At 70.6% G+C, this 15,376-nt stretch carries 11 protein-coding genes, 1 other RNA gene and 1 pseudogene; 3 read left to right on the forward strand and 10 right to left on the reverse strand.

Features of this window, described 5'->3' with window-relative positions; translation table 11 throughout:
• From Mterra_RS11465 to Mterra_RS11480, 4 genes and pseudogenes are all read right to left on the reverse strand, one after another.
• Window positions 1-1,150: pseudogene (locus Mterra_RS11465) on the reverse strand (hypothetical protein); the annotation flags it as partial.
• Complete coding sequence (locus tag Mterra_RS11470; RefSeq protein WP_119315315.1) at window positions 1,147-3,930, reverse strand: DUF11 domain-containing protein; 2,784 nt, start codon at window positions 3,928-3,930, stop codon at window positions 1,147-1,149. The pseudogene Mterra_RS11465 and the gene Mterra_RS11470, both read right to left, overlap by 4 nt.
• A gap of 214 nt (window positions 3,931-4,144) precedes the next feature.
• On the reverse strand, window positions 4,145-6,877 hold the full coding sequence (locus Mterra_RS11475; RefSeq protein WP_119315316.1) for a beta strand repeat-containing protein: 2,733 nt from the start codon (window positions 6,875-6,877) through the stop codon (window positions 4,145-4,147).
• 9 nt (window positions 6,878-6,886) lie between these two features.
• A complete protein-coding gene (locus Mterra_RS11480) occupies window positions 6,887-7,417 on the reverse strand; it encodes a hypothetical protein (protein ID WP_119315317.1) in 531 nt (176 codons plus the stop codon).
• Between the two features lie 244 nt (window positions 7,418-7,661).
• Here Mterra_RS11480 and Mterra_RS11485 point away from each other — a divergent pair, with 244 nt between their 5' ends.
• Window positions 7,662-8,804, forward strand: a complete 1,143-nt coding sequence (locus Mterra_RS11485; protein WP_119315318.1) for an erythromycin esterase family protein — start codon at window positions 7,662-7,664, stop codon at window positions 8,802-8,804.
• A gap of 44 nt (window positions 8,805-8,848) precedes the next feature.
• Here the strand turns inward: Mterra_RS11485 and Mterra_RS11490 are convergent, their stop codons facing one another.
• Together Mterra_RS11490 and Mterra_RS11495 are read right to left on the reverse strand one after the other, a co-directional pair.
• Window positions 8,849-9,418: a thioredoxin family protein gene (locus Mterra_RS11490; protein WP_119315319.1), complete on the reverse strand. Its 570-nt coding sequence runs from the start codon at window positions 9,416-9,418 to the stop codon at window positions 8,849-8,851.
• A 293-nt stretch (window positions 9,419-9,711) separates the two neighbouring features.
• A complete protein-coding gene (locus Mterra_RS11495; RefSeq protein WP_119315320.1) occupies window positions 9,712-10,659 on the reverse strand; it encodes a type I phosphomannose isomerase catalytic subunit in 948 nt (315 codons plus the stop codon).
• A gap of 211 nt (window positions 10,660-10,870) precedes the next feature.
• Between Mterra_RS11495 and Mterra_RS11500 the strand changes: the two genes are divergently transcribed.
• Entirely contained in the window at window positions 10,871-11,521 is a 651-nt protein-coding gene (locus Mterra_RS11500) for a metallophosphoesterase (RefSeq protein ID WP_119315321.1), read from the forward strand.
• Here the strand turns inward: Mterra_RS11500 and Mterra_RS11505 are convergent.
• From Mterra_RS11505 to Mterra_RS11520, 4 genes are all read right to left on the reverse strand, one after another.
• Entirely contained in the window at window positions 11,508-12,311 is an 804-nt protein-coding gene (locus Mterra_RS11505; protein WP_119315322.1) for an AMP/ADP-polyphosphate phosphotransferase, read from the reverse strand. The two genes, Mterra_RS11500 and Mterra_RS11505, sit on opposite strands and share 14 nt — an antisense overlap.
• 192 nt (window positions 12,312-12,503) lie before the next feature.
• Window positions 12,504-12,980, reverse strand: coding sequence for a cyclic pyranopterin monophosphate synthase MoaC (gene moaC, locus Mterra_RS11510; RefSeq protein ID WP_119315323.1), 477 nt, complete (start codon window positions 12,978-12,980; stop codon window positions 12,504-12,506).
• A 268-nt stretch (window positions 12,981-13,248) separates the two neighbouring features.
• Complete coding sequence (locus tag Mterra_RS11515) at window positions 13,249-14,046, reverse strand: ABC transporter permease (RefSeq protein WP_119315324.1); 798 nt, start codon at window positions 14,044-14,046, stop codon at window positions 13,249-13,251.
• A complete protein-coding gene (locus tag Mterra_RS11520; RefSeq protein ID WP_119315325.1) occupies window positions 14,039-14,953 on the reverse strand; it encodes an ABC transporter ATP-binding protein in 915 nt (304 codons plus the stop codon). The genes Mterra_RS11515 and Mterra_RS11520 overlap by 8 nt, the downstream gene beginning before the upstream one ends.
• 175 nt (window positions 14,954-15,128) lie before the next feature.
• Between Mterra_RS11520 and ffs the strand changes: the two genes are divergently transcribed.
• An RNA gene (gene ffs, locus Mterra_RS11525) (signal recognition particle sRNA small type) lies at window positions 15,129-15,228 on the forward strand.
• Window positions 15,229-15,376: the final 148 nt, after the last annotated feature.

The following is a 15,376-nucleotide window of genomic DNA, read 5'->3' on the forward strand; positions in this document are numbered from 1 at the left end:
GGGCGGGGCCCTCGAGCACGAAGCGCACCGAGCCCCCGGCGCAGCCGAAGCGCAACCCCCCGTCGGCCAGGGCCTCGGCCCCCTCGGCCTGCACCGCCTTGAGGCGGTAGCCCTCGGGCAGCTCGCGCAGCCGCACCGAGCGGATCAGGCGGCCCTCGAGCCGCGGCTCGAGGGCCAGGGGCTCACCCCGCTCGTCCACCACCGACACCTGCACCGGGCGCGGCGGCACCACGCGCAGGAAGTCGCGCTCGACCTGGATGCAGCCCTCCACCCGGAAGCCGATGGTGTTGGAGTACTGCTTGGCGGTGGGGGGCTGGCGGAAGCCGAAGACCACCCGCCCGGGCCGGGTGAGGTCGAAGCCGGCCCAGGTGCGGTCGCCGGAGACGGGGCGGCTTTGGGTCTTGCCGCCCTCGTAGCGCACGCGGCCCTCGAGCTCGGACGCGCCGTCCTCGTCGTAGAAGCTCACCCTCAAAGGCAGCACCTCGGGGGCGACCTCGAGGGTGAAGGGCTCGGCCCACACGCGGTTCTTGGCCTGGGGTTCGGTGCGGACGTTGTAGTAGTCGGTGGGGCGGACGTCGTAAAGCTGCAGGCCCGGCTCGACCACCAGGCTGGCCGCCTGGGGCACGCTGGTCTGGATGCGGTAGCGGAAGGCGTTCTTGGCCAGGCCGTAGAGCCGGGCCTTGACCTGGTACACCCCCGGCTGCACCTGCCCGCGGAAGAACAGCACCCAGCGGTGGGGCTCCACCCCGAAGCTCTGGCGGGCGAGCTCCTTGCCGCCTTGCAGCAGCACGAACTCCGAGCGCACCGGGCCCTGCCCCTTGTCGTAGCGCTCGTCGCCGAGCTCGGGCGCGCCCTTGAGCGCGGAGCGGTAGTCCTTGGGGTCAAAGCCCGGGGAGTAGATCTGCAGGTTGAGGATGGTGGCCTTGCTCACGACCACGGCGGCCTCGAGCTCGCTGCTCTCCCAGCCCAGCCGGTCGCCGGGCACGATGCCCTTGAGGTCGGTGCGGGCCTGGGCAAGGGCAGGGAGGCTGAAGGCCAGCAGCAGGGCGAGGACGCCGAACGCCGAACGCCGAACGCTAAACGCCCAAAGCCCAAAGCCAGGAGCTACTGGCGTCTTGCCTCTTGCGTTTCGCGTCTTGCGTACGCTCACGGATACCTCCAGCGCACCTGGGGGTCGGTCAGGGCGGGGGCCTTGTCGCTCCCTCCGGGACCGGGCAGGCCCGGTACGCCGGGGGGCAGATTCCCTTCGGGACCGGGCAGGCCCGGTGCGCCGGGGGGCAGGTCGTAGGTGAGGGTGAGCTCGCCCTCGAGCACCTCGTAGGTGAAGGTGCGCTCGCCGCCGCCGGGGAGGGGGTCGGTGAGGGTGAACTCGCGCAGGGGCTCGCTGGTCTTGAGCACCAGCACCACCCGCCAGCCGCCGCCGGGGAGGGGGAGCATCTGCTTGGCGAGGCGCAGAGGGCCGAACTCGAGCACCGTCTCGCGCGTCGCGCGGGCCAGGCCCAGGGGCATCTCGAGGGGGAAGTCGCTCACGGTGAGGCCCGCCACCCGGACCCGGTGCTGGTAGCCGCTGCCCAGGCGCTCGGGGTGCGGCAGGGGGGTGAAGGGCGCGGAGGCCGGGTCGAGCAGCAGCGTCCAGACCCCGCCGCCCGCCTCGCGGAAGGCGTAGCGGCCCTCGGCGTCGGTGAGCGCCTGGCGGCCGTTGCCCAGGATCAGGCGGGCGCCGGGGAGGGGCAGGTCGCGGCCGGGGGTGAATTTCCCGTCGCGGTCGGCGTCGAGGAAGACCCGGCCCACCAGGGCGTCCGGGGGGGTGAAGACACCGGGCACCACGCTCACCAGGGCCGTGCTCTCGGCCTCGCTCACGACGGGGCCGCCGGGGAGGGCGCCCTGGGCCTGGGCCACGTTGCGCAGCTCGGGGCCCGCGCCCGGCAGCACCCGCATGCGGTAGGTGAGGGTGAGGGTCTGGCCGGGCTCGAGCCGCAGCCCCGCCCACACCAGCACCCCGCCGGCGGCCGGCTGGGGCTCGAAGGCGGCCTGGGCGGTGCCGCTGAAGGCGGTCGAGCCCTCCTGGTAGTCGAGGCCGGGGGCGGGGTCGTCCACCAGGCGCACGTCCAGGGCCACCTTCCCCGGGTTGGCGAGGCGCAGGGTGTAGGTGAGGAGGTCGCCCGCCACGGCCTTGCGGGGGCTCACCGACTTCTCCAGCAACAGCCGGGCCGAGATGACCCGGGTGCTGACGGTGTTGGACTCCAGCGGCTGGGGGATCTCGCTCGAGGCCAAGCTGAAGCGGTTGGGGACCTCGCCGCCCTCGGGCGCGGTGGGCAGCACGCGCACCCGCAGCGTGAGGGTGAGGGTGGAGTTGGCCGGGAGGCTGGCGAGGCTCCAGCTCACCCGGCGGGTGCCGGGGTCGAAGGCGCCGCCACGGTCGGCGGAGACGAAGCCGAGCGCGGGGTCGAGCACGTCGCTCACGGCGGCGTTGGTGAGGGCGAAGGGCAGGGTGTTCTCCACGCGCAGGGTGTAGGTCAGGCTGCCGTCGGGCACCGCGGTGTCGCGGTCCACGTCCTTCTGCAGGCGCAGGGCGCTGGGGTCGAAGACCGAGAGCACCCGGTCGGTGGTGCGGTTGGTGCCCCCGCCCAGCGCGGAGCGGGCCTCGAGCACGAAGTCCCGTGCGGCGGGGGTGGCTTGGGTGAAGGTGTAGCAGGCCTGGAACTCCAGGGTCTGGCCGGCCTCGAGCAGGACCGGCTGCGCGAGCGGCGTGCCGTCGGGGTTCTGCAGGCTCAGGCTCACGCCCGCGGGGAGCGCGGCGGCGGGGGCCAGGGCGTAGGTGTCGGGGGCGTTCCCGGCGTTCTCGAGGCCGTGGGCGAAGCACAGCGGGCGGCCCAGCAGGGCGCTGGCCTGCTGGCGGTCGTCGGCGCTGCCCTCCCCGCCCGGGTTGGCGCGGGGGTTGCCCCGGGGGCCCAGGTGGTGGGCGTAGCGGGCGCCGACGCGGAACACCGCCTCGGCCTCGGCGGGGCCGCCCGGCCCCTGGGCGCGGGCCAGGTTGGCCCGCGGGCCCGGCGCGGCCTGGGCGTCGGCCTGCATGCGGAAGGTGAAGTAGGCCTGCTCGCCCGCCTCGAGCCCCGCCAGGCGCAGGCGCAGGCGGCTGACCTGCGCGGGCGGGGTGGGGCTCCAGGTGAGCCCGTCGGCGGAGTACTCGAGCACCCCCTTGGGGGCCTGGGCCGAGCCCGCGACGTAGCGCAGCCCGGCCAGGGCCGGGGCGTCGAGCGCGTCGCTGACGATCACCTCGCCGCCGGTGGCCTGCGAGCCGCTGTTGCGCACGCGCACGGTGAAGCCCACCTCGCCGCCGGGCTCCACCTGCTCGAGCTCCGCCGACTTGTCGAGGCCGAGGGCCGCCCCGCTGCCCACCACCACGCGGGCGTAGTTCTCGGCGTCCCGGGCGCCCGAGGGGCAGGCGGCGACGGGGGTGAGGTCGAGCTGGCCGCTGGCGTCGCCGGGGAGGTGCACCTCGAGCAGCAGCCGTGCCGAAGCCCCGGGCGCCAGGGTCACGCGGTCGATGGGCGGCTCCCCCGGGTCGCGCTGGGCGTTGGCGTTGACGTCGTGGTAGAGCGCGACCGCCGGGGTCCAGGGGGTGGGTTGCTGGGTCCAGGAAAGGCCGAACTCGAAGGGGGCGTTGCCCGCGTTCTGCAGGAGGTAGGCGAAGTAGGCGAAGCCCCCCGCCGGGGCCACCGCCCGCTGGCCGGGGGCGGTGGGGGTCCCGTTGGGGGTCAGGGACGGGGCGCACAGCGGCAGGATCTCGGTTTCCACCACGTTGGAGAGGTAGGTCTCGCTGCCCACCGTGGCCGAAGCCTGGTTGCGGATGACCGTCCCGGCCGGGCTTTGCGCCCAGGCCAGGCCGAACAGCAGCACGACGGTCAGGAGTCGCAGAGGCTTCGTCACAACCTTCCTAATCTTGCCCGAAAAGGGCCGTTACACCTGCCAAAGTTGACCATCGCGTAACGCCTGCGGGCTCTCCGCAAGGGCATCGGGGGCGCTCGAGGTGCCCTCCGGCTTCTCCGGCACGGGCTTTTCCGGGCCCCTTCCCGCCGCGCGGGCGCTCCCGGTAAGCCCGGTCCCCCGCCCAGGCAGGCGGGGGACGGCGGGCGGTTCGGGATTACTGAACCCGTACCTTGAACACGATCACGACCTGGGCAGCCGGGGGCAGGACGTCGGCGGCGCTGATGGTGTTGTCGCCGTTGGTGTCCACGCCCACGTAGATCACGCCGGCGGTAGGCAGGCTCGAGGGCGCCGTCGCGCTCCAGGTGCTGCCGTCGGTGGAGTAGAGCACCGTACCGCTCACGCCGCTCGCGCTGGCGCTCACCGAGATGAAGGTGGTGTAGGCGGGCAGCGGGTCGGAGATGCGCACGAAGCTCAGGTTGCCCGTGCCGATGTTGGTGGCGGTGACGGTGTAGACGATGCGGTCACCGGGGTAGGCCACCGCAGCCGTCCCGCTGCGCACGGTGGTCTCGGCGTCGCCCACGTAGCTCACGCCGCTCTTCTCCAGGCGCAGGTCGCCCGCGATGACGGTGGTGGTGTCGGTGACGCCGTCGGAGGCGGTGTTGCTGCTGGGGTAGGTGGCGGTGGCGGTCAGGGTCGCCGCCTCGCTGCGGCCGACGGGCTCGCCGCCGGGCACGATGACCCGCACCTGAACCACCACCGGGGTGCCGCCGGCGGGCACGGTGAGCCCGGAGACGCTGCCGGCCCAGGTGGCCCCGCCGTCGGTGGAGAACTGGTAGGTCCAGCCGTAGGCCGAGGTGAAGGCCGGGATGGAGACGGTGGCGCTGGCGTTGCCGTTGTTGATGAGGTTGTGGGTGTAGACGATGGTGCCCGGGGTGGTCACCGTGCCGGCGCGGTCGGGGTCGAAGACCAGCGCGCGCACCTCGTTGACGGTGACGGTGGTGCTGATGGTGTCGCGCACGTCGTCGGCGTTGCCCGCCACCCCGTCGAGGCCGTTGGCGACGGTGGTGCTGGTGGCGGTGACGCTGACGGGGTTGGCCCCGGGGGCCGCCCCGGCGGGCACGCTGAGCACGGCGATGAAGCACTTGGTGGTGGCCGGGTTGGTCAGGCCGCTGCTGGTCACGGGGGCGGGCAGCGGGCTGTCCATCAGGCCGTCGCAGTCGGCGTCGGGGTAGTAGGTGATGCCCCAGCCCGAGGGCACGGAGGCGCTGAAGTTATAGGTGTCGGCCACCTGGCCGGTGTTGCGCACGTCGAAGGGCAGGTTGAGGGTACTGCCGGGGTTGGTGCTCTGGGGCGCGGGGTTGTCGTTGGCGGCGTTGCCGTCGCCCGCGTTGCCGTGGGCGGCGAGGTCGAGCGCGTAGCCCGCCGCCACGGCCGTGACGGTGTCGGTGGTGGAGTCGGTCTTGCTGCTGTCGCTGACCGAGGTGGCGCTGACGGTGAGGTTGAGCGGCAGGGTGCCGACCGAGGAGGCCGGGACGGTGCACTCGAGCTGGAAGTCAAAGGTCGCGCCGGCCGCGAAGGGGCCCACCGGGCCGCTGATGGGGGTGCCGTCGGTCTGGGTCAGGGCGCAGACCCAGCCGCTGGGCGGGGCGCTGCGGGCGAGGTTGAAGCTGTCGGCGGTGTTGGCGTCGTTGCGCAGGGTGTGGCGGAAGACCACCTTGGTGCCGGAGTACACCGAGGCCACGCTCTGGCTGTCGCCGCTGCGGGTGATGGTGTAGCTGCCGGAGGCGTAGGTGCCGCTCGCCCCGCCCGCCGGGAAGCTCAGCGGGCCGACCACCACGCCGTAGCTCGCGCCCACGGTGTTGGTGGTGGTGTTGGAGGTGAGGGTCTGGGCGCTGCCGTCGCTGTAGCGCACGGTGGCGGTGTTGCGGTAGACGGTGCCCTGGGCCGCGTTCGCGGGGACCGCGGCGCTGAAGCTGAAGGTGTAGGAGGCGTTCTGGGGGAAGAAGGCGCCGCTGCCCGAGACGTACATGCCCACCAGCACGTCCGGCACGTTGTCGGAATCGGCGTCGGCCCCGGTGAGGGGGAGGTTGCCGGCCACCAGCGCCGACCAGGTCGCGCCTTCGTCGGTGGACTTCACGACCTGCACGGTGCCCGCGCCCGCGGTCCCCGCCGGCAGACTGTTCACCGTGAGGCCCACAGGGACGGGGTCGGCGACGAGGATGCCCGTGCCCGCCAGGCCGCTCACGCTCACGCCGCTGGCGGCGCTGCCGCCGCGGTTCTGGCCGCTGACGGTGTAGGTGATGCTCGAGCCGGGGCTCACCGTGCCGCTGGGGCTGGCCGACTTGGTGACGTCGAGGGCCGCCGCGGTCTTGGCCACGGCCTGGGCCCAGTTGTTGGCGTCGGTGCCGCCGCCGGTGGAGGTGCCCTGGAGGTTGACGAGGGCGGTGGTGCCGTCGGCCTGGCCCGCCGGGATGGTGCCCAGCACCAGCACGCAGGCCTGGGAGCCCGGGGCGCTGCGGGTGAGGGCCACGCTGGTGACGGTGGGCTCGCCGGGATCGACGGTGCCGTCGCAGTTGTCGTCACGGACGATGCTCACCGCGGAAAGGTCGAAGTTGTCGCCGCTGCTGGCCTGGGCGGTGGCTAAGCTGATGGTGTCGTCGCCGTTGCCGGTGTTAGCCACCGTGTAGGCGAAGATGACCTGTGCGCCCGGCAGGGCGTTGCGGGTCTGGCCGGGGGCCGCCGTGGTGCCGTCGGGGGTGATGGTGAAGGCGTAGACCTGCTGCACCACCGTGACCACCTGGTTGGAGGTGGTCGTACGGCTCTGGTTGGCCGAGTCCAGGTAGGTGGCCGAAGCCTGGTTCTGGATGCTCGTCCCGGCCGGGGTGCCCTGCGCGGCCCCCAATCCCAAAGCGAACAAGATGCCGAAGACGCTGAGAAGTCGTTTCATGTTCCTCCCTTATCGGACCGTGACGCGGAGTTTGAGCAGGATCTTGGAATTGGCCGCGAGCTGGGGGATGACCCAGCGCACGTGGGTGTACTCCTCGGGCCGGACTTCGACCTCTTTTTCGGTCTCTTTGCCGCCCTCGAGCTGCCTGACTTTGCGGCGCAGCGGGGCCTTGCCGTAGGTTCGGCCGCCGTCGTAGCTGAAGTCGGGGGTCAGGGTGATCTCCCCGAGCTTGAGCACGCTGGCGGTGGCGGGCAGGTAGGCCAGCGCCTTGGAACCGTCCGGGTTGAGCCCCCCGATCTTGACCAGATCGACCGTGACCACCACCCCGCGCAGGGGGTCGATGGTGGTGTTGCTGACCTCGTACTGGAACTCCAGCACGTCCCCGGGCCTCACGCCCAGGGCCTCCTCGAGGCGCTCCACCGCCTTGCCGTCCTGCTGGGTCTGCACGACCCGGTAGGTCTTGGCCTCGATGACCAAGGGGTCCTTGGCGAACGCCAAAGCCGCCACCAGCCCGATAATCATCACCCACAGCCGCTTCATCTGTCTCCTCGCTGCGAGGCCGATGCCTCTGCGCCCGTGAGTGTAGCAGCGGGGTGAGAAGGCGCTTGTGTTAAATAAACATCAAGCCATAAGGCTTGACAGGGTTCATCGGGGGTGCTCAAAGCGCCCTCGAGCCAATATTCGACCTTCAGCCTGGGCTCATGAGCCGCACACAGGAGAGGCCAGGCTCGAGCGGAACGCAGGGTTCTTTTCTTGTATGGACGTGTTCTATACTAACGACGAAATGGCAGCGCGGTCGCTGGGGAGGACGGCCTCGAGGTGGCTGCGGCCGCTCTGGGGCCTCCTGCGCTTCCTGTCGTCCCTGCGGGGCTCCTTGTTCCTGTGCGCCCTGGCGCTGCTGGCGGGCTTGGGCCTGGAGTGGGCCAACCGGCCCGTCGTCGCCCAGCTCCGGGCCGAGGCCCACCCCATCACCGGCTCGCCCGCCGCGCTCAGCCCGGCCGACCGGGCCCACCTCCGCCGGCTGGTCGGGGGCGCGCGGGTGGTGGGCCTGGGCGAGGGGTCGCACGGCAGCAAGGAGATCCTCGAGTACAAGGCCTCCGTCGTCCGCTTCCTGGTCGAGGAGATGGGCTTCAGCGTGCTGGGCCTGGAGACCGCCGACGCCTCCTTCATCAACACCTTCATCCACCTGGACACCCCCATGGACGGCGCGGCGGCGGCGCAGTCCTTCCTCCCCACCCGGGAGATCGCCGGGCTCCTGGGCTGGATGGCAGAGCACAGGAGGCGGCACCCGCGGCGCCCCCTGGACGTGTTCGGCTTCGACGTGCCTAGCTACGGGCTCGATGAGCGCGCCAGGGACGTCCGCGGCTGGCTCACCCACCTGAGGACCCGGGACCGCCTCATGGCCGAGTCCGCGATCGGCGAATTGGAGCGCCGCTTTGCGGGGCGCAGGGCCATCATCTGGGCGCACAACAGCCACGTGGCCTTTCCCCGGAAGCGGCTCTTCCCCCCGGGGCTTCTCCAGGGGATGCTGGGGGTTGAAGCAACCCCGATGGGCTGGTATTTGCGCCAGCGCTACGGCAGCGACTACTTCGTGCTGGCTACCACCTTCCACTCCGGCACGGTCTGGGCCGTCAAGGCCACGGACCGCACCCCCTCCATCATGCCCCTGTCCCCCGCCCTCCCCGGCACCGCCATCTCGGCTTTCCACCAGGCCTTCGGCCAGGACTTCCTGCTCGACCTGCGCGCCGTCCGGCCCGGCAGCCCGCTGGAGAACTGGATGCAGCGGCCCCAATTGATCCACGAGGTCGCCTCGGTCTACCTGCCGTATCTTCCGCCGTTAAGACCGGTTGTCCTCCCCGACTACTTCGACGCCCTGCTCTTCATCGACAAGACCACCGCGGCCGAAGCTATCCCCACACCTCCCTAGGCAGCGGGGGCGCAGCCGTTGACAGCGCGGGCTCCAGTCCCAGCTCAGCGCTGGATCTGGATGGCGGGCTCGTAGCCCGGCTTCCACTTGATGCTGCACCCCAGCGCCGGGGCCTGGGCCAGCGGGGGCTCCTGCCCGGCGAGCAGGGCGCGGAGGGCGAGCTCGAGGGTGTGCTCCGTGACCGCCTCGGGGTTCTTGGGCGTGTCGTTGACCCGCCCGTGGTAGCGCAGCTTGCGCTGCCGGTCGAATAGAAAGACCTCCGGGGTGCGCTGGGCCTGGTACGCCCGGGCCACCTCCTGGCTCTCGTCGAGGAGGTAAGGGAAGGGAATGCCGTGCTGCTCAGCGAAAACCCGCATGGCCTCGGGAGAATCCTCGGGGTAGCGGCTGTAGTCGTTGGGGTTGATCCCGACGAAGGCCACCTGGCCGGAGAACCCTCGAGCCAGCGCCACGATCTCGGCGACGGACCCCTTGACGTAGGGGCAGTGGTTGCACATGAACACCACCGCCAGCAAGGGCTCGTCGAAGCCCGAAAGCCTCACCGTCTTGCCGTCGAGGCCCGGCAACTCTGCGTCGATCAGGTCGCTTCCCAAAGACAGCTCGGGGTAGTGCAGCATGGGGCAATTGTAGCGCGAACAGCATGGGTAGGAAGGTAGCAGCAGTCAGCCTTCAGCCGCCAGCAAACGCCTCGTGGTAAACCCCTCCCCGCTCGCCGGGAGGGGGTATCCCCCAGCCCCCCTTAGCAAGGGGGGGGACAAGGCATCTTGCGTCTCGCGTCTTGCGTTTCGCGTTTTGCGTCTTGCGTCTTGCGTCTTGCGTTTCGCGTCTTGCGTTTTGCGTTTGGCGTACGACGTACGACGTACGACGTACAACGCACGCCCGGCATTCGCCCCACCCCACCCCCCGATGATCAAACCCGCACGGCCGCGGGGAATTGCTCGAGCCGCTGCGGCGACGGCACGTAGGCCGCCAGGACGACCCCTTCCCCGCTCAGCTCGAGGCCCTTCCCTGCGCCCACCATCAGCGTCTCGCCCCAGCCCAGGGAGCCTTGGGCCCAGCCCAGGGAGCCGGATATGGGCGTGACCAGCAGGAAGCTCTCCTCGGGGGCTTGCAGGCGGCAAGCGCCCTGTACGGCGTGGCGCTCGAGCACGAAGGCGGACGAGGCCAGCAGGACGCTGCCGCTTGGCTGCGGGCTGGGGATGGGGGTGGGGTCTAAGCGCGACACCGCCAGGCCCTTCTCGAGGTGCAGTTCGCGGGGCCGCCCGTAGTCGTAGAGGCGGTAGGTCAGGTCGGAGCGCTGCTGCACCTCGTAGAGCAGCAGCCCGGGCCCCAGCGCGTGGACGGTCCCGGCGGGCACGAACACCACCTGCCCGGCCTGCACCCGCTCGCGGTGCAGCATGGGCCAAAGGCTGCCGTCCAGCGCCGCCTGCCGCACCGTGGCGGCGTCGGCGGGGTGCTCGAGCCCGTACACGACCTCCCCTTCCCCCTCGAGCACGTACCAAGCCTCGGTCTTGCCGTGAAAACCGGTGCCGGCCTCGGCGGCGTGGGCGTAGGCGTCGTCGGGGTGGACCTGCACCGAAAGCCACTCGGCGGTGTCGAGGAATTTGACCAGCAACGGCAATTCCAGCCCGTAGCGCTCGAAGGGCACGCTCCCGATAAATTCCCCGCCCAGCTCCTCGAGCGCCTCGGCCAGCCGCCTCCCGGCGAACGGCCCCCCCGACACCGGGTTCTCGTCGTAGGCCAGCCAGCGCTCCCCCACGGGCTGAGGGGCACCCGGCGCCAGCCTCTGGCCGCCCCACACGCGCTCGACGTCGCGGGAGGCGAGGGGCAGCACGGAAATACGGGCGATGGTCTCCATACGAAGGGCAGTCTATCGCGGCGGGGCGCTGGAAGGTCGAAGGGTTGAACGCCGGTGGCCGGGCGCGGGTCGTACGTCTGACGCGGGTCGTACGCCGTACGCAAGACACCAAACGCGAGACGCAGGACGCCTTGGCCCTCGACCCTCGACGGCGGCGAGGAGGGGCCAACCCTCTTTCCCGAAGTGCTATACAATCCAAATAGACGCAAACGTGCGAATTCTGGCGATCTCCGATCAGATCCATCCGTTCATTCATCAGGCCCGGTTTCCGGACAACCTGCCCCCCTTCGATCTGGTGCTGGCCGCTGGGGATTTGCCGGGCAGCTACATGGAGTTCGTCGCGACCAAGGTCAGGGTGCCCGTGGTCTACGTGCACGGCAACCACAAGGAGGAGTACGTGCAGGACTACTTAGGCAACCTCTCGCCCCCGGGCGGGGCGATCGCGGCGCACGGGCGCGTCCTCGAGGTCGCCGGCTTGAGGATCGCGGGCTGGGGGGGCGTGCCCCGCTACAACAGCCGCGACACGGGGCAGTACGGGGAGGGCGAGGCCAAGGCCCGCTTCTACTCCTGGCTGCCCATCCTAGGCCCCCGGCGCCTGCGGAAGGGGCACGGGGTGGACGTCCTGCTCACCCACGCCCCGCCCCCCGGCCCCCACGCGGGGGCCGACTTCGCCCACCGGGGCTCGGAGGCGCTCGAGCTCTTCCACAAGCTCTACCGGCCCCGCCTGCACGTCCACGGCCACGTCCACCTCTACGAGGCCCAGCCCCGGCGCGAGTACGTCACGCCCGAAGGCGTGCGGGTGGTCAACGCCTTCGAGTACACCCTCGTCGAGCTCGAGACCGCGGCCCCTACTCGACCTTGAGGCCCGCCAACCCCTCCTCGGGCTCGGGGTACTTCATGCCTAGGCCCTCGAGCGTCTCCACGATGACCTTGCTCACCGCCCAGTTGCGGTACCAGTTGCGGTTGGCAGGGATGACGTGCCAGGGGGCGTAGCCGGTGCTGGTCTCGCCGATGGCGTCCTCGTAGGCGGCCTGGTAGTCGTCCCAGCGGGCGCGGTCCTCGAGGTCGCTGCGGCGGAACTTCCAGCGCTTGCGGGGGTCGTCGAGGCGCTCCTGCAGGCGCTGCCGCTGCTCGTCCTTGGAGATGTGCAGGAAGAACTTCAGGAGGGTCACGCCCTCGTCGGTGAGCATGCGCTCGAACTCGCGGATGTGGCGGTAGCGCCTGCGCCACACCTTCTTGGGCACCAGCCCCTTCACCCGCGCGGCCACCACGTCCTCGTAGTGGCTGCGGTTGAAGATGGTGATCTCCCCCCTGGCCGGGACGTGGCGGTGGACGCGCCAGAGGTAGTCGCGGGCGAGCTCGTGCTCGGTGGGCTCGCCGAAGCTGACGACCCGGACCCCCGTGGGGTTGACCCCGTCGAAGACCACGCGGACGGTGCCGTCCTTCCCGCCGGCGTCCACGGCCTGCAGCACGACCAGGAGCTTGTGCTTCTTCTGGGCGTAGAGCAATTCCTGCAGGTGCTCGAGCCGCGCGCGCAGTTGCCCGGTCTCCACCAGCGCCTCCTCCTTGCCGCCCTTGAACTCGCTGGTGTCGTCGGGGTCGAAGCGGGAGAGCTTGAACTTGCCGTCCTTAAGGACGCGGTAGCTTTTCATTCGAGGGTCATTCTAAGCGAGCGCCTGCGCGAAGCGGGTTCCCGGCCCCGTGCCGCGGGCTATAAACACCCGGCCGGGCGGGCGTTTTACCCCTGCTCGAGCACCGGCACACCCCCTCGCGCGAGAGGGCATCAGGCAGGCAACCCCACTGTCCACGCGGCAGTAGTCACCGACCCCTCGCGCGAGAGGGCGTCAGGGCCCGCGCCGCCACTCCCCCGACTTGCCCCCTGACTTGTGCAGCAGGCGCAGGCCGGTGATCTCCAGGCCCTTGCTCGCCGCCTTGAGCATGTCGTAGACGGTGAGCGCCGCCACCGCGCAGGCGGTCATGGCCTCCATCTCCACCCCGGTCTCGGCCTTGGTCTTCACCGTCGCCGTGACGTGGATCAGGGCCTCTTCCGGGCGGAACTCGAGCCGCACGTCCGCCGAGGTGATGGGCAGCGGGTGGCACAGCGGGATCAGCTCGCCGGTCTTCTTCGCCGCCATGATCCCCGCGAGCTGGGCCACGCTCAGGGGGTCGCCCTTGCCCACCCCGCCCTCCTCGAGCGCCCGCACCGCCTCAGGCAGCAGCTTTACCGTGGCCTCCGCCGTCGCCGAGCGCACGGTGGCGGCCTTCTCGCTCACGTCCACCATGCGGGGTTTGCCGTCTTCGAAGTGGGTCAGCTTGCCCATAGGAAGAGCTTAGCGCCCATGGGCAATGGTCGGTAGCCGAGGTCGTACGCCCTGCGTCGTACGTCGTACGCAATACGCCTAACGTCGAACGCCGAACGCGAGATGCGAGACGCCCTGGCCCCCGGCCCTAGACCCTCGACGCTGGCGGAGAGGGGTTCCTTTCACTATCGTTCCACCTGCAAGCCTCGGACTTCAGTCCGGGGTAGTTGACCACAGCCTTTCGCTTTTGGCTATCAGCTATCGGCTATTGACCACTGACCATCAGGCCCTACACGTCCTTCCGCTCGAAGATCAGCAGCGCCAGCCCCCCGAAGCCGAAGGTGTAGATCAGGAGCAGCGAGAGGCCCAGCGTGATGTCGGTGCCGGAGCGGAGGTAGAGGTCGAGGTAGGTGGTGAGGAGGAAGGGGGTGATGGCCGGGAAGGCCACCAGCAGGCGCATGAGCAGGATGGTGGAGATGGCCGCCAGCGCGGCCGAGGTGGTGTTGAGGAAGATGGTGCAGTAGAGCAGGGCCAGCGCGGCCATGGGCCACAGCACCATCGCGGCGAGCACGTGGGCGCGGAACACCTCGCCGAAGGCGGCCAGGGGCGAGAGGATGCCCACCCCGCCGAAGCTGCCCGGCCCCAGCCCGGTCCCCCCCGCGAAGGAGCCCAGCCCGAAGGAGCGGGGGTCGAAGACGGAGGCGATCAGGCTGATCAGCAGCGAGCCCAGCAGGCTCACCGTGACCAGCAGCAGGGGGTAGAAGAGCACCGTGAGCAGCTTGGCGAACAGCAGCCTCGAGCGCGGGCTCGGGCGCAGCAGCACCGACTTGAGCGTTCCCAGCGAGACCTCACTCCCCAGCACCTCGGCCGCGGCCATGGCGGTGAGGAAGGGGAAGAGGAAGTCCATGCCGGTGATCAGCGCCAGGGCCGGGACCTGCCAGCCCGAGACGAGCTCGAGCTTGTACAACTGCCGCAGCCCCGGGGCGAAGGCCCACAGGATCGGCAGCAGCAAGGCCGCCGCCAGGCCGAGCTGCACCGAGCGCAGCCGCACGAGTTTGCCCAATTCCCACAGCAGAACCCTAAGCATTCCTCACCCTCTCGCGGTAGTACTCGTACAGGTCGAAGTAGTCGGGCTCGAGGAAGCGCACTTGATACCCCTCGCGCACCACCGCCGCCAGCGCGACGTTGGGCGAGCCTTCGAACACCACGTCCAGCGTGCGCAGCTCGACGTTCTCCACGCCGGGCACCGACTTCAAGAAGGAAGCCACCATCGAGGGGTTGTCCACGCGCAGGCGGTAGCGCTCGCCCTTGGCGTCGAGCTTGACCTCCTCCAGCAGCCGCCCCCCGCCCAGGATGCCCACCTTGTCGGCGTAGGCCGAGACCTCGCGCAGGTGGTGGGTCGAGAGGAACACGGCCGTCCCCTCCCAGGCCAGCTCGGCCAGGATCTCGTGGACGCGGGTGATGCCTTGGGGGTCGAGGCCGCTGGTGGGCTCGTCGAGGATGAGCACCTTGGGCTTGTGCAGGATGGCCGCGGCCAGGCCCAGGCGCTGGCGCTGCCCCAGCGAGTAGGTGCCCACGCGCTGGTCGGCCACGGCGAGCAGCTCGAGGCGGGTGAGCACCTCGCGGATGCGCACCTCGGGGTCGTTGAGGTCGCTGAGGTAGGCCTGCATCTCAAGGTTCTGTCGCCCGGTGAGGTGGGGGTAAAAAGCCGCCGGGGCCTCCACCACCGCGCCCAGGGCCTTGCGGGCCGACCAGCCCCCCTCGTAGAGGTCCTGGCCCAGCATGCGCACCGTGCCGGCGGTGGGGAAGGCCAGCCCGGTGAGGATGCGGATGAGGGTGGTCTTGCCGCTGCCGTTGGGGCCGGCCAGCGCGTAGACCTCGCCCGGGGCCACCCCGAAGCTCACCCCCTCGAGCACCGGCTTGCGCCCATACCGCTTGCCCAGGCCGATGGCCTCGAGGCTTAAGCTTTCGGTTTGCACAGGAGCTGTAGCCACGCCCCACAGTATATGGCGCGGGCTCACATTCTCATTCTTTACCCAGCGTTGAGGTAACGCCCCACGCAAAAACTGCCGCTCGGCGGGCCTCGGGCCCGTCCTGGAGGGCGCTTATCCCGCCCCAGGACCCTCGGCCTTGCCAGAATCCCCTTTTGCCCCTACACTCGAGTTCGCGTCCTCGGTCCGGCGCGGCGCTCTAGCGTGAACCTGGTCAGGTCCGGAAGGAAGCAGCCATAAGCGCCCCAGAGCGGGTGCCGTCGGGAAGCCGGGGACGCTTTTTTGTTGATTCCGAACGCGGGACGCAGGTCGTACGTCGTGCGTCCTACGTCGTACGCCAAACGCAAGACGCGGGTCGCCTTGTCACCCCCCTTAGCAAGGGGGGCAGGGGGGATAAACCCTCCCCGCGCGCGGGGAGGGTTGGGG

Origin of the sequence: Calidithermus terrae (assembly GCF_003574345.1) — a bacterium.
In the GTDB taxonomy this organism is placed as follows: domain Bacteria; phylum Deinococcota; class Deinococci; order Deinococcales; family Thermaceae; genus Calidithermus; species Calidithermus chliarophilus.

Coding starts and splice junctions, on each gene's coding strand:
- Mterra_RS11490 (WP_119315319.1), bottom strand. CDS start 9,418: ATGCTGCACTACCCCGAGCTGTCTTTGGGAAGCGACCTGATCGACGCA.
- Mterra_RS11485 (WP_119315318.1), top strand. CDS start 7,662: ATGGCAGCGCGGTCGCTGGGGAGGACGGCCTCGAGGTGGCTGCGGCCG.
- moaC (WP_119315323.1), bottom strand. CDS start 12,980: ATGGGCAAGCTGACCCACTTCGAAGACGGCAAACCCCGCATGGTGGAC.
- Mterra_RS11515 (WP_119315324.1), bottom strand. CDS start 14,046: ATGCTTAGGGTTCTGCTGTGGGAATTGGGCAAACTCGTGCGGCTGCGC.
- Mterra_RS11505 (WP_119315322.1), bottom strand. CDS start 12,311: ATGAAAAGCTACCGCGTCCTTAAGGACGGCAAGTTCAAGCTCTCCCGC.
- Mterra_RS11480 (WP_119315317.1), bottom strand. CDS start 7,417: ATGAAGCGGCTGTGGGTGATGATTATCGGGCTGGTGGCGGCTTTGGCG.
- Mterra_RS11475 (WP_119315316.1), bottom strand. CDS start 6,877: ATGAAACGACTTCTCAGCGTCTTCGGCATCTTGTTCGCTTTGGGATTG.
- Mterra_RS11495 (WP_119315320.1), bottom strand. CDS start 10,659: ATGGAGACCATCGCCCGTATTTCCGTGCTGCCCCTCGCCTCCCGCGAC.